Origin of the sequence: Persicobacter psychrovividus, assembly GCF_036492425.1 — a bacterium.
Classification (GTDB): Bacteria; Bacteroidota; Bacteroidia; order Cytophagales; family Cyclobacteriaceae; genus Persicobacter; species Persicobacter psychrovividus.
In genome coordinates this window covers 614,464-638,889 of the sequence record NZ_AP025292.1, presented here as the reverse complement: position 1 = coordinate 638,889, position 24,426 = coordinate 614,464, and the positions used below count along the sequence as shown (strand labels likewise).

At 44.3% G+C, this 24,426-nt stretch carries 11 protein-coding genes; all 11 read right to left on the bottom strand.

Annotated elements, in window-relative coordinates:
* Positions 1 to 3 precede the first annotated feature (3 nt).
* On the bottom strand, positions 4 to 2,988 hold the full coding sequence (locus AABK40_RS02750; protein ID WP_338397582.1) for a SusC/RagA family TonB-linked outer membrane protein: 2,985 nt from the start codon (positions 2,986 to 2,988) through the stop codon (positions 4 to 6).
* A 593-nt stretch (positions 2,989 to 3,581) separates the two neighbouring features.
* A complete protein-coding gene (locus tag AABK40_RS02745) occupies positions 3,582 to 6,998 on the bottom strand; it encodes a S8 family serine peptidase (RefSeq protein WP_338397581.1) in 3,417 nt (1,138 codons plus the stop codon).
* 94 nt (positions 6,999 to 7,092) lie between these two features.
* Positions 7,093 to 7,977 carry a hypothetical protein gene (locus AABK40_RS02740; protein ID WP_332920788.1) on the bottom strand — a complete coding sequence of 295 codons (885 nt, stop codon included), beginning with the start codon at positions 7,975 to 7,977 and terminating at the stop codon, positions 7,093 to 7,095.
* A complete protein-coding gene (locus AABK40_RS02735; protein ID WP_338397580.1) occupies positions 7,967 to 9,388 on the bottom strand; it encodes a RagB/SusD family nutrient uptake outer membrane protein in 1,422 nt (473 codons plus the stop codon). Before AABK40_RS02735 ends, AABK40_RS02740 begins: the two co-directional genes overlap by 11 nt.
* Positions 9,389 to 9,408: 20 nt before the next feature.
* Positions 9,409 to 12,369, bottom strand: coding sequence for a SusC/RagA family TonB-linked outer membrane protein (locus tag AABK40_RS02730; protein WP_338397579.1), 2,961 nt, complete (start codon positions 12,367 to 12,369; stop codon positions 9,409 to 9,411).
* Positions 12,370 to 12,685: 316 nt separating this feature from the next.
* A complete protein-coding gene (locus AABK40_RS02725; RefSeq protein WP_338397578.1) occupies positions 12,686 to 12,808 on the bottom strand; it encodes a hypothetical protein in 123 nt (40 codons plus the stop codon).
* 46 nt (positions 12,809 to 12,854) lie between these two features.
* Positions 12,855 to 13,979, bottom strand: a complete 1,125-nt coding sequence (locus AABK40_RS02720; RefSeq protein ID WP_338397577.1) for a TonB-dependent receptor plug domain-containing protein — start codon at positions 13,977 to 13,979, stop codon at positions 12,855 to 12,857.
* A gap of 340 nt (positions 13,980 to 14,319) precedes the next feature.
* Positions 14,320 to 15,927: a SusD/RagB family nutrient-binding outer membrane lipoprotein gene (locus tag AABK40_RS02715; RefSeq protein WP_332920792.1), complete on the bottom strand. Its 1,608-nt coding sequence runs from the start codon at positions 15,925 to 15,927 to the stop codon at positions 14,320 to 14,322.
* A gap of 18 nt (positions 15,928 to 15,945) precedes the next feature.
* On the bottom strand, positions 15,946 to 19,128 hold the full coding sequence (locus AABK40_RS02710) for a SusC/RagA family TonB-linked outer membrane protein (protein ID WP_332920793.1): 3,183 nt from the start codon (positions 19,126 to 19,128) through the stop codon (positions 15,946 to 15,948).
* A gap of 720 nt (positions 19,129 to 19,848) precedes the next feature.
* Positions 19,849 to 21,297 carry a RagB/SusD family nutrient uptake outer membrane protein gene (locus AABK40_RS02705; protein WP_338397576.1) on the bottom strand — a complete coding sequence of 483 codons (1,449 nt, stop codon included), beginning with the start codon at positions 21,295 to 21,297 and terminating at the stop codon, positions 19,849 to 19,851.
* A gap of 26 nt (positions 21,298 to 21,323) precedes the next feature.
* Entirely contained in the window at positions 21,324 to 24,275 is a 2,952-nt protein-coding gene (locus tag AABK40_RS02700) for a SusC/RagA family TonB-linked outer membrane protein (RefSeq protein WP_338397575.1), read from the bottom strand.
* Positions 24,276 to 24,426: the final 151 nt, after the last annotated feature.

Here is a 24,426-nt window from a genome sequence, read left to right as displayed (position 1 = left end):
AATTTAGAAGCTTAAGTTAACACCCAACATGTAAGTTCTTGGACGTGGGTAAGCATTGTTGTCAATACCACCGAATACCTCTGGATCCAGACCGTCGTAGCCTGTAATCACGGCCACATTGTTTACAGTACCGTAAACGCGGGCGTTCATTTTAGATCCGAAAACATTAAAGAAGTTGTAACCAATCATTACGTTGTCAATTCTCAGGAATGAACCATTCTCCAAGTAGTAGTTAGACAACAATTGTGGGTGCTGGAATTTGGTATCAAATACCGAAGCGTGAACGTTGTTCAACACCTGACCAGAAGTGTGTAAAGTGTTGTAGTTACCTTTGTTTGAGGCCACATTGTTGTACACTTTGTTACCCAAAGAAGCACGTGCTGCTGCTGAGAAATCCCAGTTTTTGTACGTCATGCGGGTAGTCAGTCCCAACAAGAATTTAGGAGCAGGGTTACCCAAGTATTTCAAATCATTCTCCGTGATTTTACCATCACCATCCTGATCTTTGTACATCCCTTCTACTGGGTGGCCATCTTTGTCATATACTTGCTCATACATGAAGAAGGCACTTGCAGGGTATCCTACGCGGTGACGTTGTGCATATACACCTTGTCCACCTTCAACACCACCTGTACGTACACCGTCGTAATCAGGATCGTCGTTCATGGTCAAAGAGGTGATCTTGTTGTCATTATAAGTGAAGTTCACACCCAAGTCGAAGTTGAAGTCTTTGCTCTGCACCAATTTAGAGTTCAAGTTGAATTCAACCCCTTTGTTTTCCATTGCCCCAACGTTGGTCGTCAACATGTTGGTCAAGTTGGAACCTGCAGGAACAGGAATGTAGTTCAACAAGTCAGCTGTATTTCTGTAATACACTTCCAAAGCACCAGAGAAACGATCATCCAAGAAACCGAAATCAACGCCTGCATTGTAAGTCGTTGTTTGCTCCCATTTCAAATCCTGGTCGTAACCTGAAGGACGGATGGTGTTGAATGTTTTGGCCTCCCCTGTTTTGCGGTCATAGTAAGTGTAGCGGCTTGTGGCTACTGAAGTCGCGTAAACAGGCATGTAACCGAATTCAGAACCGATGTCCTGCTGACCAGTGATACCGTAACCCAAACGCAATTTCATGGTAGAAATGGTATTGGAGCTTGCCAGGAATGATTCTTTGTCCATGTTCCATGCAAAAGCTGCGGCAGGGAAAATACCCCAACGATTGTCCTCAGAGAATCTTGAAGAACCATCGGCACGTACGGTTGCGGTGAACATGTATTTTTCGCTCAATGAGAAGTTGGCACGGGCGAAGAACGACTGCAAATTGTTGTGATTTTTGTAGTGTTCCAAAGCCATTGGATGCTCTTGTCCAGAACCGTAACTGTTGTGGTTAATGTCCTCTTTCTTGAAGTACTGATAAGAATAACCACCCATTACATCGAACTTACCATCGATAGATGGAAGGTCTGAAGCATATTTCATGTAGAAATCCAACAGGTTATTATTTTTCGTTTGCTCGTAAGATCTGAAAGTACCTTGGTTGGTTACTGCTCCCTGATCGAAACCAGCGTTTGCATCAACGTTAGTATCACCGTTTGATTTTGAGTAATCGTAACCTACATTCAAGTTAGCCGACAAACCTTTCAGGAATGGCATGCTGTAATCCAAAGACAAGTTACCTACTGAACGGAATACATCCGCTTCGTCATGGCGTTGGTTGATCAATGCCATTGGGTTACCTGGCGCAATAGAATACTGAGGAACACCTTTGTCATTCAACCAGGTGAAGTAACCACCGAACTGATCAAATTCTTTGTTGTCAGAATAAATTGGTTGCGTAGGATCAAAAGCACCCGCAGCACCAATAGCACCTTCGTTAGAGAAGTTGTTTTTCACTCCCATTACCTTAACGCTCATATTTGTTTTCAAATTGTCGTTAAAGAATTTCGGGTTCAAATTCAACGCTAAAGTCGTACGTTGCATGTCTGATTTTTTCAATACCCCCTGGCTGTTGTTATAGCCCAAAGACACACGGTAAGGAATATCTTTCAGTGAACCAGAAACGGCGATATTGTGATCTGTAGAGATGGCAGTGCGGAAAATGGCATCTTGCCAGTCTGTATTGGCATCGCCCAAAAGGTGAGCGTTTTCAGGTGTTTTAGCATTCGTCAATTCGCGGTATTGGTTCGCATTCAGCATGTCCAATTTACCCGTGATCTGACCAACAGAAACAGTTCCTGTGTAATCCACCGTCATTTTTCCTTTCGTTCCTTTTTTCGTGGTGATGATGATCACACCGTTAGAGGCACGAGAACCGTAAATGGCTGTTGCTGAAGCATCTTTCAATACGGTGAAGGTTTCAATATCTGAAGGGTTAATGGTGTTCAGTGGGTTACGCATACCTGCTACGCCACCGTTGTCCATTGGTACGCCATCGATAATGATCAATGGGTCGTTAGAGGCGTTCAAAGAAGCACCACCACGGATACGGATCGTTGCGCCAGCGCCAGGAGCACCACCGCCATTGGTTATCTGTACACCAGGTACTTTACCATTCAATAATTCTTGTGGAGAAGAAATAGCGCCTTGGTTGAAGTCTGAAGCGGTAATGGCAGTAACCGAGCCTGTTAAATCTGATTTCTTGGCAGAACCGTAACCGATAACCACTACTTCGTTAAGGCTTTTGACATCAGCACCCAACTTGACGTCGATTTGCTGTTGATCTCCCACCAAAACTTCTTTAGGCTTATAACCTACAAAAGAAAAAACGAGTACATCGCTCTTTTTGGCCTGAAGCTGATAGGCTCCATTAAAATCTGTGATTGTACCAGATGCTGATCCTTTGATCAACACGTTTACCCCAGGGATTGGCTCCCCATCATCTCCCGAAACAACGGTTCCCTTGACCATTGCCTGTGCAAATGCTGACAGTGAAAAAACCATCAACATGACCACCATTGGAAGCGACTTACGGATCGTGTAAAAATTAGTCATTGCTTACTTTGGTTAAGTATCTAAATAAAAATGACAGCCGATAAGCACGATGGTAGGTGATTGATAAATTGACAATTTCCCCCGCGTTATCTACTTCACTTTTGTTCAATTTCAAATTTTCAACCAAAAAAAAGCTACAAAAACTAATGATAGCCACCCAATACTTCCGCAATCGTTTACGGTAAATCACTGACAATCACCATTATCTATATCATTTAATGAAAAAGCTTAAATCCTCATGACTGTTTAATGCTAATCAAATATCTCAAACCGATTAAATGACTTTTATGAAATTTAATTGTATTGTTCCATTAATATATGAATTTGGTAAACCATGTAATGAACCTAATGAGGACGCAAAGCCTATTACCAACTGGATTGGCTATCGGATGGCTATCGGCTCAAGGGATCTTCTTTTTCAGCGCTGTTACAATTCGCCAAATTTCCGTGACCGACTTCAGTTTATAAAGACAAAAAAAGCCCGCATCAAAATGCGGGCTTTTTCACAGGGCTTCAAATCCAAATGATCTATTGTTACTTCAGCCAGGTTAATTAAGTGTATTCAGCACCCTGGTCAAAAGTTCTAAACTGATTTAGTTCTTCAATAACCTGATGACTTTGGAAGCATTGGCTGTTTTCACCTCCACAAGGTAAACGCCTGCGGGAAAACCAGCGAGATTAATCTGATGATACCGTTCCGCAAGCCCGTTGATCTCCTGAATTTTTCGACCACTGATATCAGAAAGGATAATACTTACGCCCGTGGCATTGGCAGGCAGCGCCACCGTAGCTGTTGAATGGGCAGGATTAGGATAAAGCTTCACCTCAGAAAGATCATCGGCGCTCAGGGCAACCTCGTAACCGAGTTTCACCCGACAGCCATCATCCACCACATAAAGCTGTATATCGTTAATATCCCCTTCAGGCTGAAAGAATCCCTCATTGTAATCTGGAATCAGCTGCCCATCAATAAACCAGTCGTATTGCGAACCCACCGTCTGGGTAATGTAATAGCCTGAAGTTCTGATCAGCGGTTTTTCCACAATATCATTTTCTACCACCCACACCTTTTCCGTGAAAGTGTCGCGTTCACCATTTTCATTGGAAATACTCAGCGTAACATCATATTCCCCCATTTCAGGGAATACAAAATCCACCGACTGCCCTTCAACGGTTTCGGAATAATCATCTTTGCTGATGGTCCAAACGGTTTTACTTACTGCTCCCGAGCTCATCGAAGTCAGTTTGGCAACTCCTTCGGCACAGGCATAGTCAACATCCATTTCAGCAAAAATAAGCTCATCGCAATCTTTTTCAATCCAGCCGCTACCGCTGTTCAGTTGGCTGTTTTTCCCAATGGCAAAAACGGCATTCCCCGCCACATCAAGGTCATCAATTTGCAGATAATCCATACAAAAACGTCGGGCATCACTGTAAATGAGTGCATCATTGCCTTCGCCCACAAGGCTGATCAGCTGATCTGACGCACCAGTGGCGGTCATATTCTCCGTGACTGTCAGCGTGGATGAAGCACCAATGGCAAGCATAGTACCCGCGGTCAGTTGTAAATCATCAATACTGACTTCCCCTTCGATGGTCAGGTCATCCTGCGCATCAAAAACACCAATCTGCCCATTGCCCGAGGCGGTCCCGATCAGGGTCAGTGGCACCGACGAGCTCACTGTTCCCAGCTGCGCACCACCGAGGGCAAGACTTGCTGACTGATCACTGGCATTGGAAAAATTCACCTCCACACCAGACAAATCGGCATCTTCCACCCCACCCAGGGCAAGGCGGTTGCTTATCGACCAGCTTCCTTCAGCCCGCATTTCCGTTTCGGTACTTTGCGATGTCACCTCCAGGGTTTGTGCTTCTATATCATTCATATTGAATCGGCCCCCGCCAAGCAAAAGGCTTTTGGCGGTCAGTTTTCCTTTAATATTCCATACCGACTGATCAAATCCCCGCAAATTGAGGCTCGCTTCCTCAATCTCGTTTTCCACATTCAGGTTGATCAGCGTTCCTGCGGAGGCGGTCAGGTCGATCGTCCCCGAATTGGTAATCGCACCGTCGCCTTTCAGAATCAGCGCACCCGTCAACAACAGGTCGGTATCCATGTTCAGTGTACCCGCTTCAATGGTCAGCGATCGGGCGGTCGGGGAACCGTTGAGCAGCACCGTCGGTGTCCCTGATTTCTGATCGATCACCACATCGGTGTTTTCATCGGGAATTGTATTGATTGCATCTCCTCCCGATCGGTCCGACCAGTGGTCGCCATCCGACCATTCGCCATCGCCTTTCACCCAGTACAATACAGTCCGCTGTTCTTCCAGTGCGCCCGAAGACATGATCAGGCTGTAATCCTGACCAGCACCATCAAGCAAGTCGCCCTGATGGCTCACCTCCACGGTGTATGTTCCCGCTTCAGGATTCAGGATTTCGATTTTCTCATTATTATCTACATTGTTCTTTGCTGTTCTGCTCGCCTTTCGTGAAGGGGTCTCAGGGTCCAGGGACCACGCAAAAACGGTGCTTCCGCTTGGCGATTTCACGGTAACATCAAGGTTGTTCACTAAAACAGGCGTTCTCGGATTCAGCATTTTTTCGGGGGAAGTACCCGCTGGGTCTGTCCATGCGAGCGTGGCAAGTACAGGGTTGTTTCCATCGCTTTCAAGCTGATACGTTACCGTGGCTCCCTGCTCAAGTCGGCCTTCCTTAATCTGATAGCTGCTCAAGTGGGTGTTTTGCACCAAATGTGCCGCACGATCCACGGCCAGCAAACCATAACCGTGACTGTAAGTTGGCCCTTCCGCCGCTCCTGCCTGTCGGGTGGTGTGAATTGCCAGCCCCTTGAGGGTAGCAGCCCTCATATACGCCCCTTTATTTTCGAGTGCATAAAGCTCCTGAATCAATAACAGGGAGCCCGTAGCATTGGGAGCAGCCATAGATGTTCCCTGTTGCGTGGCATAGGTGGAATCGCTCAGTTCAAAAGAGGAATTCACGGCCACAGGCGAGAGCACATTCACCCCATTGGCAACAACATCGGGCTTAATTCGCCCATCGTCTGTTGGTCCCCAGGAAGAAAAATCACTCATCTCCACACTGTTGAAATCATTGTAGTTCAACACTTCTTTTACCGCTCCTACGGTCAGGGTATTTTTTGCAGTGGTTTCTGGAGGAAGACAATCATAAGGGCCATCGGCACGTGTTTGTACCTCAGGGCGCACACTTCCACTTGACGGGCCTTCGCCTCGGTCGTTTCCTGCCGCCCATACGATCAGGTAGTTCGGCGCGCTGAATGCCAGTTTATCAATATCCCTTGCCCTTGAGTTGTAGAACCCAAAAAGGTAATCGGCCTCCAGGCTTACGGACTCATCACCATACCAGGTATCGCCCGACCAGCCCCGCACCGAGCCGTAGCTGTGGTTCGAAAGCAATAAACCGAGTTCTGCCTGTTCGGCCATTTTTTTAAGGTCTCCTGCGGCAGTCATACTGACCACCTCGGCTTTGGGGGCCATGCCTTTTGCCGAGCTGTTGATTCCTTCTGCCGCAACGGTTCCCGCCACATGCGTAGCGTGATCGCGGGTTGAGCGGTCATTGCTTGAAGAAGAATTACCATACCGACTGATCCTTCCAGCAAGCTCGATGTGGGTGTATTGCGGGTCACCGATCTCGACAACGCCCACTTTCATCCCTTCACCTTCCAGCTCAAGCTTCATTGTTCCGCCTGCGCCAATCTTAACGGCTCCAGTGGTTATGGCGGCTTCTTTGTTGTAGTTGGTAATATAGATCAGCTGCCCGTTTTCTATTCCGTTCAGAAACGCAGGACGACCATCGCGCAGGGTGATCTTTGTAGGAAGGCCTCTTTGGCTGGCAATCTCTTTGGCCGCTTCAAAATTTTGCTGATAGGCAGTACCAAAGTCCGACTGCATTTGTCGCAAGTTCCCCTGTGCTAAAGCGACCGTTAGCACAGCAAAATACAAGCTTATCGATAATATTAATTTTTTCATTGGTAGGTAGGGTTAGGGTGTTGGGTGGTTGTGGCAAACATGCAGCGATCCCTCTGCTGAATTTGCAGCAGGATCGGCATTTTTAGAACATGCGCTAAGGAGTGAAACGGGTGTAAATATCATATTCATCCTCACTGAAAAGCCCTTTTTGCACCATATGAATATTGAAAGAGTCCTCGCAGGGGTCGTATATGGCTTCCATTTTATCGATCAGAATTTCAACATCATCGGCCCCGACCATCGAGGCCTCAAGGATCACAACATTGCCGAGCTCATCGAAAGTGAAATCCATCGTTACGGGAAAACCTCCTGTAAATGCTGGGTTTTCGGTCAGGTAGGCCACATAATCCCCCCATATATTACTGAACCTGTAAACTTCGTCGCCGATTTCCTCAAGCCTGCTCGGGAAGATGTGGTTTTCTCCGCCCACAGAACCGAAGGTTGAGGAGTAGACCTCGCCTCGGTAGCGTTCCGAGAGCGCAATCGGGCAATCATCATCTTTAATATTGATCCGCAGCGAAGAGTATACCGTTCCGTTTTCATAACCGATCACCAAATCTGAAGGAGCCGATACATCAATGATCCGCACCGTAACGGAACGCTCGAGGAAGTTTTCTTCATTATCATCAATGGCCTGTAAAATCATCTGTCCGACCTGCTTCCCTTTGGGAATGATCACCTCTTTGGTGGTCAGGATATAATCTTTACCTTCCACGGCATTAAATTCTTCGAGCTGAAAGTACACCTTCGTGTCTTCATCCCGTGGCAGGGCGATATTCACATCCACAGGAATGGCAATTCCTTCGGGCAGATCAAACACCTCGGAGTCTGTCAGGTCAAAAGTAACGTAATTTTGACCTTCATAAAGTTCACTTTCAGAGTCAGTACAACTTGACAGCAGCAACACTGAAACGATCAGCAATAGGTATATCTTGGGGTATTTCATGGTCATAGCGGTAAGGTTGATATTAATAGCCATCGTTTTGACTCATATTGTCGTTGGCCAAAATTTCATGTTGCGGGATAGGCATTACAAATCGGAAATCGTTCGCCACCAGTACTTTTGGGGTGGTTGGTGTGGTGGTGTCTACCCGAACAATCGGGTCGCCCCAGCGCCGCAGATCGAACCACAGGTGCCCTTCAAAACTGAGCTCCAGCAATCGCTGATGCTTGATGGCCGTAAAAATGGAATTGCCATTTTCACCTCCGTCAGTAAAGCCCTCAATACGTTCTTTTCTCAGCGCATCAAGGTCTTCAAGTGCTTTGGCTGCCTGCCCATCCCTGAAGTAAGCCTCCGCACGGGTCAGCAACATTTCCGAAGCCCTGAACACAATAAAATCTCCAGCATTAATCGCCGAATTTCCCCCGATATACTTCCCGACAATGGCTGACTGCTCAATCTGGTTGGGGTCGTTGGCTACCTGTACCCCATAGCGGATATCCTTCTCAGGGTCGCCATCGTCATTTTTGGCAAAGGCATTGATGAAATCCTGCGTTGGGAAGAAGTTCACCAGGCCAGAATTATCGCGCCACAAATTTCCAAGGCGACTTGTTTCAGCTGGGATGTTGAATTTAAAATAGACCTCCTCATTGTTGGGAGAGTCAAAATCAAACATTGCCTGATAGCTGCTCGAGGTCACGATATTTTTTGCTGACAAAGCTTCCGTCGCTTTGGTGATCGCTGTTTTGTAATCCTGCTGATACAAGGCAATGCGTGCCTCCATAGCCGTAACTGCCAGGGTATTGAAATAAATATAGTCGAGGTCCTCGCGACTCAGGCCATCTGCCTGCCACTTTTTACTTTCTTCGAGGTCTTGCTGGAGGGCGGCGTAAACCTCCCCCACGGTATTTCTCGATGGCATGCCCACTTCCGAGGTGGTCATGTAAGGAACCGCCAAAGCCTCCTGTTGGGTGTAGCTTTCCGCAAAAATACGGAACAACTCAAAATGCGCATAAGCACGCAAACCATAAGCCTCTCCCTTAATCTGATTGACCTGCTTCACGCTTTCGTCATCAGGCGCAGGGATAAGATCGGCCTCGGCAAGCAGAATATTCACGGCATTAATGGCACTGTAATACCCACTCCAGCCATAATCGCTCATCAGGCTTGGGGTGTCAGGGGTGTACTGCCAGGTATAACCAGAGGAACCGATATTTCTTCCTTTGCTGGCCATTTTACAGAGGTTGGTCTGATAGGTGCTTGTACGGAGGGTCGGACTTTTGGGAAACAGGCCGTAAATCGCTGCCAGACCAGACTCCAGGTCCTCCACATTTTTATAAGCCACCGAGCGGTCGATCACATCTGTTGGGGTAATATCCAACTTACCAGTACAGGCCGAAAACCACATCAGCAGTAAAAACAACCCTTTATTATTCATTATATTTTTCATCTTCATGAGCGGTTAAAGCCTTAAAATCCTACATCAATACCGAGGGTGTAAATCTGCGGTGTCGGGTACTGAAACTGTGCGATATTGTTTCCGATCTCTGGATCAAATCCTGTGAAGCGGGTCCAGGTGGCCAAGTTCTGCCCCTGAATAAACATGCGGACACTCGACAGCTTTGCTTTCGATACCAATTCCTGCGGAAAGCGATAACCCAGCGTTACATTACGCAAGCGGAGGAAGGAAGCATCCTCCACATCCACAGAGTTGAACTGCCGTTGGTAGCGGGGAGAAGGGATATTGGTCAGATCGCCTGGTTCCTGCCACATCTCGAGCATTACCGTGGACTGGTTGTAAGGCACATTGTGGTTTTCGATGAAGAAAGACTGGTTATTATATAAAGAGTGGCCCAGTTGATAATTGAAGAAAAACGATAGTTCGATGCCCTTAAAACTGAGATTATTGGTGATTCCCCCTACGTGTGGCGGGTTGGAAGTACCCCAGTCGGAAGTGGCATTATTTGAATTGTAAACTGGTGTGGGCTGCCCGAAGCTGTCGAGGTACAACGGCTGCCCATTGGCGGGGTTCACCCCTGCCCAGCCGACCACATAATGCGAGCCGAGTGGATAGCCTACCCGAACGAGGGATGTTCCGTTTTCAAATTCCGACACCTGCCCCAGGTCCAAAATTTCATTGTCGTTATAGGCATAATTCAGGCTCGTGAACCACTGAAAATCTCCTGCCACAACGCTGGTCGTGTTCAGCGTGATTTCAAATCCTCGGTTACGCATCTTTCCGGCATTCTTCCGAACATTGGTAAAGCCTGAGGTCGCTGAGAGTTTTTGATCCAGGAAAAGGTCTGAGGTTACGTTGTTGTAAAATTCCAGAGAGCCACTCAGTCGGTCTTTAAACATCCCAAAATCAAAACCCACATTCAGCTGCCTTGAAATTTCCCATTTTAAATCGCGGTTTCCGATGGCCGAAGGGTAAATACCACTGACGCCCCCATAGGAACTTGCCGCCGAGAAGGTCTGTGCCCGCTGAAAATCCCCCACGGAAGCATCGGTATCATCCTGGTTACCCGATGAGCCGTAGGAGGCTTTTAACTTCAGGTCATTGATCACCGTCAGGCCATAAAACGCCTCTTCGGAAATATTCCATGAGGAGCCGACCGACCACAAGGTTGCCCAGCGGTTATTTTCCCCAAATTTGGAGGAACCATCCCGACGGATACTTGCAATGAAATTGTAACGGTTATTATAGGTATAATTTCCGATCATAAAATAGGACAGCAAAGCATTTTCTGTCATCCCCCCACCTACGGAAGGGATGAAGCCGTTTCCGCCATTGCCGGGAGTAATGGCAGCGGGAGTGTTGGGTAAGTTGGGATTCAGCCCATAGCCCGTATAACCGAATGAATTTTGTTTCTTGGAAATAAATTCAGAATAAAGCCCTACGGAAAAATCATGACGGTCTATCGTCTTGGCATAAGTCACATTATTTCCCCAGATGTATTTGAAATATTTGCTTTCCGATACCCCATAAGACCCCTCACCACCTCGGGAACTCTCACCAGGGCGGGAATTGGGATCTATAAAAGATGTTGATTTTGTGGTGCGGTAGTCAATACCAATTTTGGATTGAAAAGAAAAACCCGGATAAAAATCATAAGCGACATCGAAGGTCAGGTTGGTCTTCAGCTGTCCATCTTCAAAGTTGGCTTTTTCCTGCCACTCCAGCGGGTTGGCATCCAGTGGACCATAAGTATAGTTGCCGTCCGCATCCAATGGTGGCTGATAAGGCATATTCAGGGTAGAGGCAAAGGGGTTGGCCACGCTCAAAGACTCCGAAGGCAGGGTGTTCGACATCCCATACCCCACTGAAGTAACCACATTGAAACGCAGCTTTTCCGAAGCCTCATGCGAAAGGTTCATCCGTCCGGTAATCCGCTCCAGAGAAGAGCCAATACCGACCCCTTGCTGCTCGAGATAACCACCAGAGATAAAAAACCTTGTCTGCCCTTTTCCGCCCTGCGCACTCAACTGATGCTGTTGGGTAAATCCCTGACGCGTTACCACATCCAGCCAGTTGGTATTATACTGACGAAGGCTGTCGAGGGAAGCCTGTGCCCCAGCAGGACGCTCTGGGTTTTCTGCGGCATAATCCCAGCCAGGGCCATTCTGAATCAACCGCTCATATTCAAGCCGCTGATCTGTATTCATCATTTCATATTTCCAGTCTCCAATTCGGGACACCCCAAACTGACCAGAATAATTGAACTTCGTCTTGCCTACTTTACCTTTCTTGGAAGTAATGACAATCACCCCATTGGCCCCACGAGAACCATAAAGGGAGGTGGAGGAAGCGTCTTTCAAAACACTCACCGACTCAAAATCATTGGCATTCAGGGCTGCAAACTCGTTCGCCTCGATCGGTACCCCATCGAGGATAAAAAGCGGGGTGTTTCCACCCAGAATCGAACCATTACCACGGATACGCACCGTCGCCGAGGACCCCGGCTGCCCGGAACTCGCATTGACATACAAACCGGCGGCTTTCCCCTGCAATACCTGATCAAAAGAAGGAACAGGAACCCCTTCAATATCGGAGGCCTCCATGGTGGAAATAGAACCTGAAAGGCGTTTTTTATTGATCTCCGTATAGCCCGTAACAACCACTTCCTCGAGCTCTTTGAAGTCCGCCTCCATCTCAAGATCAAGCTCAGACCGACCAGCCAAAGGAATCTCCTGGGCGATCAGCCCTATAAATGAAAATACCAGCGTGGCATCTAAATTGGGCACTGAAAGGCTGTAGTTACCGTTGGCATCAGTTACAGAACCCACCGAGGTTCCTTTGATGACCACATTCACCCCTGGGAGGGGTTCGCCATTGTCGGAGGCCGTAATTTTACCTTTGACAAGCTGTTGCGCTTGTGCATTCAGGGAAAAAATACTGCACAGGAAAAGAAAGAGAAGAATTCGCTTCATGTATATAGGTTAAGTGTTGGGCAATTATTTTGAGTGGCAGGCCACTCAATTGGTTTTGGCTCTTCAACACCTTTCCTTTACACAGCCAATTCATACTTTTTACGTATGGATGATTTTACGGAATATCAGATGTGAAGTTTTGAGTTTTTTTTATCAAAAATTAGATTGCCAAGGGGGTTACCTTTCAAAATAAGTAGTTTAAACCACGCTATTGATGAGGTGTATTCAAGCTTTAGTTTACCCCTAAGCAACAGGCTGAAAATTATGAATGTAAGAAATGAAGAGGAGGGATAGGTTTGGGGATTAAGACCACCTGCTACAGGTTAGCCTTCACATTGAATCCGAAAGTAGCCACAGAAGGCAGTGCACCACCTCCCAATCCCTGAATATTTCCAATGTCAGTAACTACCGTCTCAGGGTCAAAACCATCTTTATCCACCCCCCAAATGCCGAGGTTACGACCAAAAAAGCCTAATCGGATACGCTCAAAAGGCCCAATGACTGAGTTGGGTAAAGTATAACCAAAAGAAAGCCACTGTATTGTTGAACGTTACCCCTGTTTCAAAAAAAGAGGAGACATCATTCTCAGGAGCTTTCCATTCTGACGTCCCCGTAATCTTGGAACCCCTGATGGGTGAGTCCTCAATATTGTTCCACAAAACAACCTGTTGCCCATCATAAGCAGGTCCCCAAGACCAACCATAGTCATAATCAGGCATCAAGTAATCAGTTCCTCCAATATTTGTAGCCGTGAATCCATTCCCTCCACCATACAGTCGTTGAAGCTTGGGCATCATATTCACCTTTTCAAATATCACTGAAGAATTGACCGAAACACCGATACCTTTTTTATCTCTCTTGCCTGATTTTGTTGAAATGATTATCACCCCATTTGCTCCTCGAACCCCATAAAGGGCGGTTGCAGCTGGTCCTTTCAACACATTCAGCGACTCAACATCCTCGGGATTAATGTCCTGTGCCATATTTCCATAATCATAACCACCGCCTCCACGGCTGATATCCTCCGCATTATAGGAATTATTGTTTAGCGGCACGCCATCCACTACAAATAGTGGCTGATTATTACCCAAAATGGAGTTGACCCCACGTACCAAAAGTCGATAAGAACCTGCCATATTTCCCGTCGAGCCTGAGACCTGTACTCCTGCAACTTTCCCAGAAACAGCGGCCAATACATTCGTTGATTGAGCAATGGTTAAATCACTCGATGAGATTTCCTGAGTCGCATACCCCAAAGAGGATTTTTCCCTTGTAATATCTAAAGCAGTGCTTACCTCACTTTTTAACTGTATAAGATCAGCAGTCATATTTACATTAACCTCAGATTGACTTCCTACAGTCACTTCCTCAGTAAAGAAGCCCTCGAAAGAAAAGACAAGAATAGCATTTGGCTCAGAAATATGCATTGAAAAACGGCCATCGATATCTGTAATGGTAGAAAGCGATTGGTTTTTGAGCAAGACATTCACACCTGCCAACGGATCACCATTTTCTTTAGAGGTAACTATTCCTGATACCTCTTGCTTTTGAGCAAAAACAGTAGACACCGCAAAAAATATCGCCACGGCAAGGCATAAAACTTTATTCATAGTGGTTAAGGTTGAGTGATAATTGAATATAAAAATAAGATTTAAATTATTTTCAATAAACCCATTTTAACCTAAGTGTATATTTGAATTCATACAATGCACATGTATCAATTGAAAGCAATCGAGTTGATGGCTAGTGAAAGAGAATCTCCTTCACAAGTGCACCTTCCTCGGTAAGACGATTAACTTCCCCACCTACCTGCACCATCTACAGTATTGCTTTCTATTATGTGGTTGGCACTACTCCTCCCCACTACGGACGTGCACCAAAAAGAAAAGCCATCGCAATTTATGCGATGGCTTTCAATGATTTATTTAATGGTAATATGCACTTTGATTATCAAGGCATCCACCAAACTTTAGTATCAAGGCTGTTACCACCCAATACACTAACACCCGCTTTGTATCCGTCTTCGTTCAACAAGAATTCTTCTTGAGAGAAGTTCAAACGTGCAGGCATTTCAGTTAAATCTGGCACAAGAGGCTCAAACTCAAATGATTCGCCATCCTCATTTACGTATGTTACATCACCAGGCATAATGATTGTCATTGGGTAACCTGTTCTGCGGTATTCAGCCCAAGCTTCTGCTGGCTGAAGGTACAATGCGATATACTTTTGAGTCAATACTGTTTCCATGCTTGCTGCAGGCAATGCTGCCACATATGCATCAATTTTAGTTTCCTCAACACCCCAACGTTCCATCGAAGCGCGTACACCTTTTTCGTAGTACATCTGATCCCAGTTGTTTACTTCAGAAAGTAAGAAACAAAGTTCAGCATACTCCATAAGCACCTCAGAAAAATCAACTTTCAATACTCCTTGGCTTGGCAAAGAGGTAAATGGGCTTACTTCTGATGCGATACCGTTATCCAAACCGTAAGGCTGACCTACATACTTAGACAAATCGTCAAGCTCAGGAACGATACCTGCTTTGATCGCTTCAGTAGTTGTTCCTACAGGAGAAGCAAATTTCTGAAGGCGAGGATCTACAAGACCTGCAAATGGGTTGTTCATTGGTGTTGTGCCATCAGGCTTAACATCCAATCCTTTCAACAAATCAACAAATGAATTTGCTACCGCAAAGTCAGTACGGTTAGATACGAAGAAGGCACCGTATTTTGGAGCACCTTTCAACGCAAAAGCGTCATAAGTATAAGCAGCAGTGTGATCATTACTTTCCATCACACCAGAAGCAACCGCTTCTGTAATATGCTTATCAGCTAATGTTTGATCTTTCGCTCTCATACGAACAGCTACACGAACACGCAAAGAGTTTGCGAAACGTTTCCAAGCTTCTGCATTACCACCGAAGATGTAATCTCTTTCAGTAAATACTGGCTTAGAAGTATCGATCATCTCTGCTGCCGCTTTCAACTCATTCAGTAAATCTGGGTAGATTTCTTCAGCTGAAACATATTTTGGAGCAGGGTACATTGCAATGTTCAACGCCTGAAAATCGGCATTTTCAGCACCTGTAGTATGGTAAGGAACCGCACCGTAAGAATCCGCCAAAATTTGGAAAGTCCAAGCTTTAAGGATCATGGCTGCAGCTGCCTGGTTATCAGGATCACCATAAGCAAGCGCATAACTTCCTGACAATTCTGGATCTTGAGCAATCTCAATCACACGCTGAATGTCATTCAAAGAAGTATAAATACGCTTCCATGAACTGTTGTTATTGTTCTCTCTGTACTGGAAACGATCTTCTTCCGTATAGTTACGCTGTGCCCAATATTGTACCCAAGAGTTTACACCTCTACCAGAGAACATCCACTCATCACGCAACTCATCTACAATCGCACGTGTTCCACCGTACATCAATGAATAAGTTGGTACAACCTCAGGGGCGTTATTATTAGTGTTGGCTTCCTCAAATCCTTGAGTACAACCTGTGGCCAAGGTGCCTAAGACACCTACGCCTAATACTATTTTATTAAATAATTTCATTTGGAGTCACTTTAAGAATTAGAAGTTTGCAGAAACATTGAATCCGAAGGTTGCAGTTGATGGCAAAGCACCACCTTCAATACCTTGAATATTACCAGAAGAAGTTACTGCAGTTTCTGGATCGAAGTTTTCATTATCCAATCCCCAGATCGCAAGGTTACGACCGAATGCACCTACACGAACTTTCTGGAAAGGACCGATCAATGATTTTGGCAAAGAGTAACCGATGGTTACCTCTCTCAACTTCATGTAAGAAGCGTCAAAGATGTTTTGTGCATCTGCTCTTGAGTAATGGTCAGTACCATATCTGTAAGCTGAGATGTTCGTCTCATTTTCTTTCACGTCAGTAACAGTGTAGTTACCTTCTTCATCATAAGTTACTGTACCCGTTACGGTGTTAGGCAATACAAGGCCATCCTCACGCATACCGTTAACAGTAGTTGCTTCAATCATACCTGAGTACATACCCCACATGTTTGAAGTTGACCAGTAGCTACCACCTTGCTGAACATCGATCAATACCGAAGCATCAAATCCTTTGTAAGAGAAAGCATTTCTGAAACCTAAGTTGAAATCTGGCATAACAGTACCCAAAACTTGAGCTTCGCGAGTTTGCAAGTAACGACCTGTAGCATCTACTACTTTACGTCCTTGATCGTCATAGATGAAATCAGTACCCATGATTGCTCCGTAAGCCTCACCTACTTTTGCGTTTACAGATACCAAGAATGGTGCATTTGCAATACGGTAGTTTTTCAACTTTTCTTCGTCATCCAATTTCACCAATTTGTTTCTGTTTCTTGCGAAGTTTACAGAAGCATTCCAGTTAAATCCATTATCAGAACGAACGATATCACCACCTAAAACAAACTCAATACCTTTGTTGGTCATCTCACCAGCATTCATCTTTTGGTAGTAGTAACCTGTTGAACCTGATACTGCTGCTGATACAATCTGATCAACTGTTTTCATGTCATAATAAGTAACATCGAAAGTCAAGCGATTATCAAGGAAGCTACCTTCCAAACCAACTTCCCAAGAGTAAGTAGACTCAGGCTTCAAGTTTGGCTCAAGGTAAGTATTAGGGATAGAGTAGTCAGGACCAGAGTTATCGATGTTGGTATAAACTTCTCTCAATTGGTAAGGATCAGTATCGTTACCTACTTTCGCCCAACCAACACGTGCTTTCAAGAAGTTGATTCCTGAGATATCTTGGATTGATGGCAATTCAGAAACAACAAACGACCCCGTTACAGATGGGTAGAAGTAAGAGTTATTCGCTTCAGGAAGTGTTGAAGACCAGTCGTTACGAGCCGTTGCATCCAAATACAACATGCTTTTGTAGCCCAAAGAAACATTACCAAATACGGAAGTAACAATCTTGTTAGAAGAGAAAGCAGATACAACAGGAGCGTCTACAGAGTTATCTACAGAATACAAGCCTGGCAATACCAAACCACCTGAAGTCTCCATTGTATTACGACGGTAATTCTCAACACGCTTATTTACACCTAACATTGCGCTAAGGTTGAAATCATCGTTGATTTGCTTCGTGTAGTTCGCCATACCTTCAAAGTTCATTTCTGAACGAACACGAACAGTTTCACCAAAGTATGATTGCGCTTGTGAACCTACTGCAGTACGCTCATATGCACGGAAAGTATAACCGTCATAATAAACTTTACCACTTACGTTCAATCCGTCAATTACTTCATAGTTCAATCCGAAGTTACCGAACAAACGGTCACGCTCATCATTCTGGTAGTTCTCGTAACGAGTCCAGTAAGGGTTATCAGAATACTGAGGGTTAGGGTTATCAAATGCAATACGGTTCCAAGTTCTTTGGCTACCATCAGCATTTTTATAGTTTGACAAACGCTTCATATCCAACTGACGCTGACCCCACTGACCGAACTGCTGCATTACGTTTCCGCCATCGTAACCTGTACCTGGACGTCCCAAAGCTTCAGTACGAACGAAAGAAACATTTGAATTAGCAGTCAATCGCTTATGCAATTTGTAATCTCCTGAAAAGTTGAATGAATTTTTCTTCAATTCAGAATTTGGCATATAACCGTTAGATGTCAAGTTGGTGTACGACAAACGGAAACGACCTTTATCATTCGCACCGTTCAATGCTACACTGTTAGACAATGCCACACCTGTTTCAAAGAAGTCAACTACATCATTGTCTGGAGCTTTCCACTCACGAGTTTCAATGACTTTATAACCATTTGCATCATCAATACCATCCCAATGAACAACATTCATTTGGCCATCGTATTTTGGTCCCCAAGACTCATCCATTCTATAAAGAGGAATCAAGTTACCGTCCTGCTCTGTAAAGTCTCCAAGACCACCACCGTATGAACGCTGTAATTTTTGGATTCTGTTTACTTTCTCAAAAGTTACAGAAGAATTTACCGATACACCGATACCTTGCTTTCTTGTTCCTTTTTTAGTTGTAATCATGATTACACCATTGGCTGCACGAGAACCGTAAAGTGCCGCTGCCGATGGGCCTTTCAATACGTTCATCGACTCGATATCCTCAGGGTTGATATCATTCGCCATCCCACCGTAGTCATATCCACCTGCACCACGCGCTGCATTCGTAGAGTTAAAGTCAGAGTTATCAATCGGCACACCATCAATCACATACAATGGTTGGTTGTTACCTGTAACGGAGTTAGCACCACGAATCAATACACGCTGCGAACCACCCATGTTACCTGTACCGCCAGAAATCTGAACACCAGCAACCTTACCAGACAAACCTGCCATAGCGTTTACTGATTGTCCTGCAGTCAAATCTTTTGACCCTACTTCCTGAACTGCATAACCAAGAGATGCTTTCTCTCTGGTAATACCAAGTGCTGTTACAACAACTTCAGTCAACTGCTTGATATCCGCCGTCATGGTCATGTTAATCGTAGATTGGCTTCCTACGACAATTTCTTCTGTAGCCAAACCAATAAAAGTAAATACAAGTACTGCCTTTGGTTGATCTACATTAATGGAATACTTACCGTCAATATCAGTTACGGTACCTGTACCTTGCCCTTTGATCAGGACGTTTACACCTGGTACTGGATCTCCATTCTCTTCAGCAGTAACCGTTCCGGTTACTACTCGGCCTTGTGCAAAAACTGTTGAAACTGTCAACAGAAGAGCAAAAGCCATCAGTAAAGCTCTTTTCATAATAATGGTTAAGATTGGGTAAAATTACTTCTCTACTCAGTGAGTTTCTGAGTAGATTTTAAATTTTGTTTCATTCAAATTTAAGACAATATTTTATTTTACCACAACTACCTTAAACAAAATTTTATTATACCTTAACCCGTTTTCATTACATAAATTGACTTTTTTTCAGCATTTCACTTGATTTAAGCACAAACAATCAAATTACAAACTCACCTCTACCAACAGTAAAAATATGGTTCACGCCCCCAACAACCCAACCACAATAGACTGAAAATCAAATAGATAAAAATATTACTGATTTTCACTATTTCCCACATTAACACTACATTAACAAAATAAGCCTTATGACAATTATCAGTAATAATCATGATTTGATTTTGTACTATTCTAATTTAAAGCAGATTTAAAAAAAATTAAACACTTCAAAAAAATGACGAAATAGGATCAATATATGCCAAACCGCATTAAAACAGATGCAATACTCACACCTAAAACCCCCTATTTTTTAAAAATATCGCAATGATCAATTGATGGTTATTTCCACCACATTACAGTCATTCTGCTTTTTCTTCCCCTGTGCCTATTCTTTTAAACAAATCAGATTAGGTACATGTCGGTATTAACCGTCCATTTTGGCCGGCAGCGAACAAAACGGATAGAACGCAAAAAAGCCACTCCGGAATGGAGTGGCTTTAAATTCTTGATATTGAATCCTAATTATTGATTAGGGTATTTTGGCTGAAGCAAAGAAGTATTGGCTTGCATTGAACGCTGAGGGATTGGGAACCAGAACTGGATATCTCCCGCTGGAACAAACTCATTGAAGTCTTCGACCTCATCGCTTCCTCCCTTGTTGTCTGCTAAGCGCACCAACTGTACACCTTTATTATGACGACGCAAGTCGAACATATAATGTCCTTCGTAAGCCAATTCCTTACGACGCTCCATGAATACTTCTTCAACGATGTTGGCTACATCTACTGCTGGTGCATTAGAAGTATAACGAGCTGCACGAATCTGGTCGATAATGCTCGCTGCATCGTTTCCACGTCCCAAAGCGGCCAAGGCTTCCGCCTTGTTCAATAACACTTCTGAGTAACGCAAAATTTTCGGAGCATGCAAACCTGTTACACCGTCACTCTGTGCAAACTTGTACACATACTGAAAGCCTGGCTTTTCTTCTTCTACCGTTACGAACATCGATTTACGAACATCCTCATCGGAATGCATTTTTACAAACTCAGGGTTTGCAGTGTAAGCACCATAACCGGCTCCTGTTTTATCCAAGTAGTAAATGTTACCGAAGTTATCAGACCCACGGCTCTGAGATTCTACTACAGCAATCTCGAAAATAGTCTCCAAAGAAGATTTTCCTTGTGTGTAGAAGTAATCAGCATAATCTTTTGCAGTCAATAACTCAACGCCAGATACTGCATCAGCGGCAGCAATCGCCATTTCATATGCTTCTTTTTGTGAGCTTACGCCTTCAATTTTAGAAAAATCATCTACCTCAGTAGCGATATACAACAACACACGAGATGCCAACGCATAAGCGGCATTTGCTGTTGGTGCATTCACACTCGTATTAGTGATTGACTCCTGCGCCATTTTAAGGTCCATCAATACCTGAGCATAGATTTTAGTTACCTCATCATTCTCTGGCTTGAAGTTTACCGCATCGGTGATACTCATTACTGGGCTCAAAACCAATGGCACTTTATCAAAGAACTTCACGGCATCAAAAGTCGCCAATGCACGCAAGAAGTAAGCTTGACCGATCTGATCTGCTGTCGCCTTGTCATTGATAATTACACGGTTGGCGTTATTAACCACCTCGTAGATGTGATCGTAAAGGTTTGTTTCATCTGAACCTACTGAGTTACTCATAGCTTCAAACTTTGCCATCTGCGACTCAAAGATAAATCGCCCTGAGTTGTTGGCTCCCTCCACGATGTTGTCAGTACCGATATCTCCGAAGATATAAGCGTTACGACCGTAGTATGCAACCCGGTACATACGGTTCATCGCACCATTAAGCTGATCCTGAGGAAAAGCGTTTGCATCCTCGATTCCTAAAGCGTAATCTGGCTTTACCTCCAAACTACATCCTGTTCCGAATACGGAAGCCACTAAAAGGCCTCCGATCATTAATTTATTAAAATTCATTGTTTCCTAAATTTAATCAAGCAGAATTAAAAGCTAACTGTCAAACCTCCAGTGAACACACGGCCTTCTGGATATTCGAAGAAGTTGTAACCGTCGTAATCAACTGTTGTAGGAGTGTAGCCTGAGTAATTTGTTCCCATCCACAAGTTCTGACCAGAAACAAATACACGAACTTTTGAAAGACCGATTTGTGATACAAATTCGTTTGGAAGTGTGTACCCCAAAGTGATGTTTCTCAATTGGATGTAATCACCTTTCTCCACATAACGTGTAGAGTGCTGGTTACCCAATGATCCGTAAGCTGGACGGCTTGCGTTGTCGCCAGGAGCTTCCCAACGATCTTCCGTCGCTGCAGCCATTTGGTTGTAAGGATAAATACCATCAGAATCGATGAATCGGCGTGTACCGTTGTAGATGTAGTTTCCTCCAGAGAAGGTGAACAAGAATGAAGCATCAAATCCTCTGTAAGTAAAGCGGTTAGTCAAACCACCTACCCATACTGGCAATGCGCTTCCGCCATCTATACGAGCAGCTTCACTGTAATTTGTTGTTGCCAACTTACCGTTAGCAGCTTCGAACATATTCTCTGTTCTGTCAGCATCTGCAACATCTTTGTTTACATACCAAGCTGCTGCACCAGAATTAGGCTCTGCACCCATCCACTCTGGCATATAGAAAGTGTACATCGCTTTTCCTTCTTCGATCGTGTTAAATGAAGAACGGATTGGCTCAATACCATTCATTGATGTTACTTCGTTGTGGTTGAAAGAGATGTTAAAGTCAGTAGACCAAGTGAAGTCTCCCTGATCGATATTATCCGAAGAGATATTCAATTCAACCCCTTTGTTGACCATCGAACCAGCGTTCATGGTTACAGAGTTGAAACCTGTCTCACCTGCCAATGGCACATCCAACAATAGGTCTGTAGAGTTTTCATGGTAAGCATCGAAGTTCACCGTTACACGTTTTGCTACACGAACATCAAAACCAATATTGGATTTATGTTTTACCTCCCAAGTCAAATCTGGGTTTGCGATTTGTGAGTGGTAAGCCGCAGGGCGACCATTGTAAATTGCATATCGGTACATACCGATTGAGTTGAAGTTACCGATACCGGCGTTACCTGTTGTACCATAAGAAGCACGTAGTTTCAAGTCTTCAAAAACATTTGAATTCCAGAATGATTCGTTAGACACTTTCCAGCTACCACCAATAGAGTAGAAATCACCAAACTGATTTGAAGAACCGAAACGAGATGAACCATCACGACGGTAAGATACCGAAGCAAAATAGCGATCATCGAAGTTATAAGTTACCTGAGAAAGGAAAGAGAAGAAACGGTAAGCTGTTCCACGGCCATCCAAAGAGAACTGCTGTGTTGCAGAACCGATATTGTTAATAGGCTCAGGAAAACCAGCACCATACATATAATTCCAGTCCTGATTTGATTGCTGGTACTCTGTACCTGCCAAAGCAGTAATGTTATGTTTGTCGATGGTTGTTTCGTAGTTGAAAAGGTTAGTTGTTGTGAATGTTCCACTGTAACCTTGATAGATTGCCAAATTACCTGGTGCAACTGCATCCGCTCCGTCATAAGAAGTAGGAGAAGAGAAATTATCTTTTCTCATGTTCTCAAAACGATAAGCGTTTGTTGAACGGAAAGACAATCCTTCCATCAGTTGGTAATCCAATTTACCAGAAACACCACCCCACAAAGACTCTGTTTTACGGTAGTTTTTATCAACATCACTGATGAAGTTGGCACGGATTGCTGTCCAAGGACCTGTAGGCAATACATCGTAAGCGTTACCATCTGCATCATAAGGATCGATTAATGGCGCCTGAAGGTAAGATCCTAATAGTGGAGAAGAATACAAGTTACCATCTGATGCATCTGACTGAATAGATTTCGACAAATCAACACCGAAAGAAACTTTCATGCGATCAGAAACCTGGTTGTCTACAGACAAACGACCTGAATAACGCTCAAAGTTTGAACCTACCAAAATACCTTCCTGGTTGAAGTAACCACCAGAAGCATAGTAGCGTGTTTTTTCATTTCCACCTGAAGCAGAAACTTGGTAATCTGAAGTACGACCTGTTTGGAAAGCCAAGTCACCCCAGTTAGTGTTTACACCTGTTGCTGGGTCAAAATCCTCACCGTGGAACTTAGAGAATGTTGGGCTATCCATCATTTTGAAATTCCCCTGGTAGCGAGAAGTCGCACCTTCAGAAATCGAAGCAGTGAAGTTTGTTTTTCCTGCTTTACCTTTTTTAGTTGTAATTACAATTACACCATTTGATGCACGCGCACCATAAAGTGCTGTAGCTGCGGCATCTTTCAGGATACGGATATCCTCAATATCAGTAGGGTTGATGTTCGCCAATGGATCACGCTCAGCTTGCTGATTTGCTGTGATTACCTCGTCAGAGTCCATGATGATACCATCGATAACATACAATGGGTTAGAATTACCCGTGATCGATCCAATACCACGGATACGAACGTTGGTTTTCGCACCTGGCTGACCTGTTGAAGCCTGAATAGCGACACCAGTTGACTTACCTGTTAAGGCTTGTGCGACGTTAGGTGTTACAATTTCTTTCACATTTGCGATTACAGGTACTGTTGTTGCCTGATCGACTTTGGTATAACCAACGATCACTACATCCTCCAACTGCTTAATATCAGCAGTCATGGTCATATTGATATTGGTTTGTGTTCCAACTTTTACTTCTTCAGTCGCTAAACCGATAAAGGTAAAAATGATCACATCATTGCCGGATGCATTGATGCTGTAATTTCCGTCGATGTCCGTGATCGTACCAGAAGCGGTACCCTTGATCAAAACGTTTACGCCAGGGATTGGCTCCCCTGACTCTTCAGCGGTTACTGTTCCAGAAACCACTTTCCCTTGTGCAAATACAGTAAAGGCTGTAAAAAGTAGCATCAAGGAGAGAAGTATTGCTCTCTTCATAGATTGATTAATATAAGATTAAAGAATGTATTTTTTATAGTGCATTAAATATCCGAATACCACACAAATAAATACAATATTTTATTCTTACGCAATTGATCAATTAGACTTAACAAATTATAACCCGACCATCAGATCGACATATTATTGG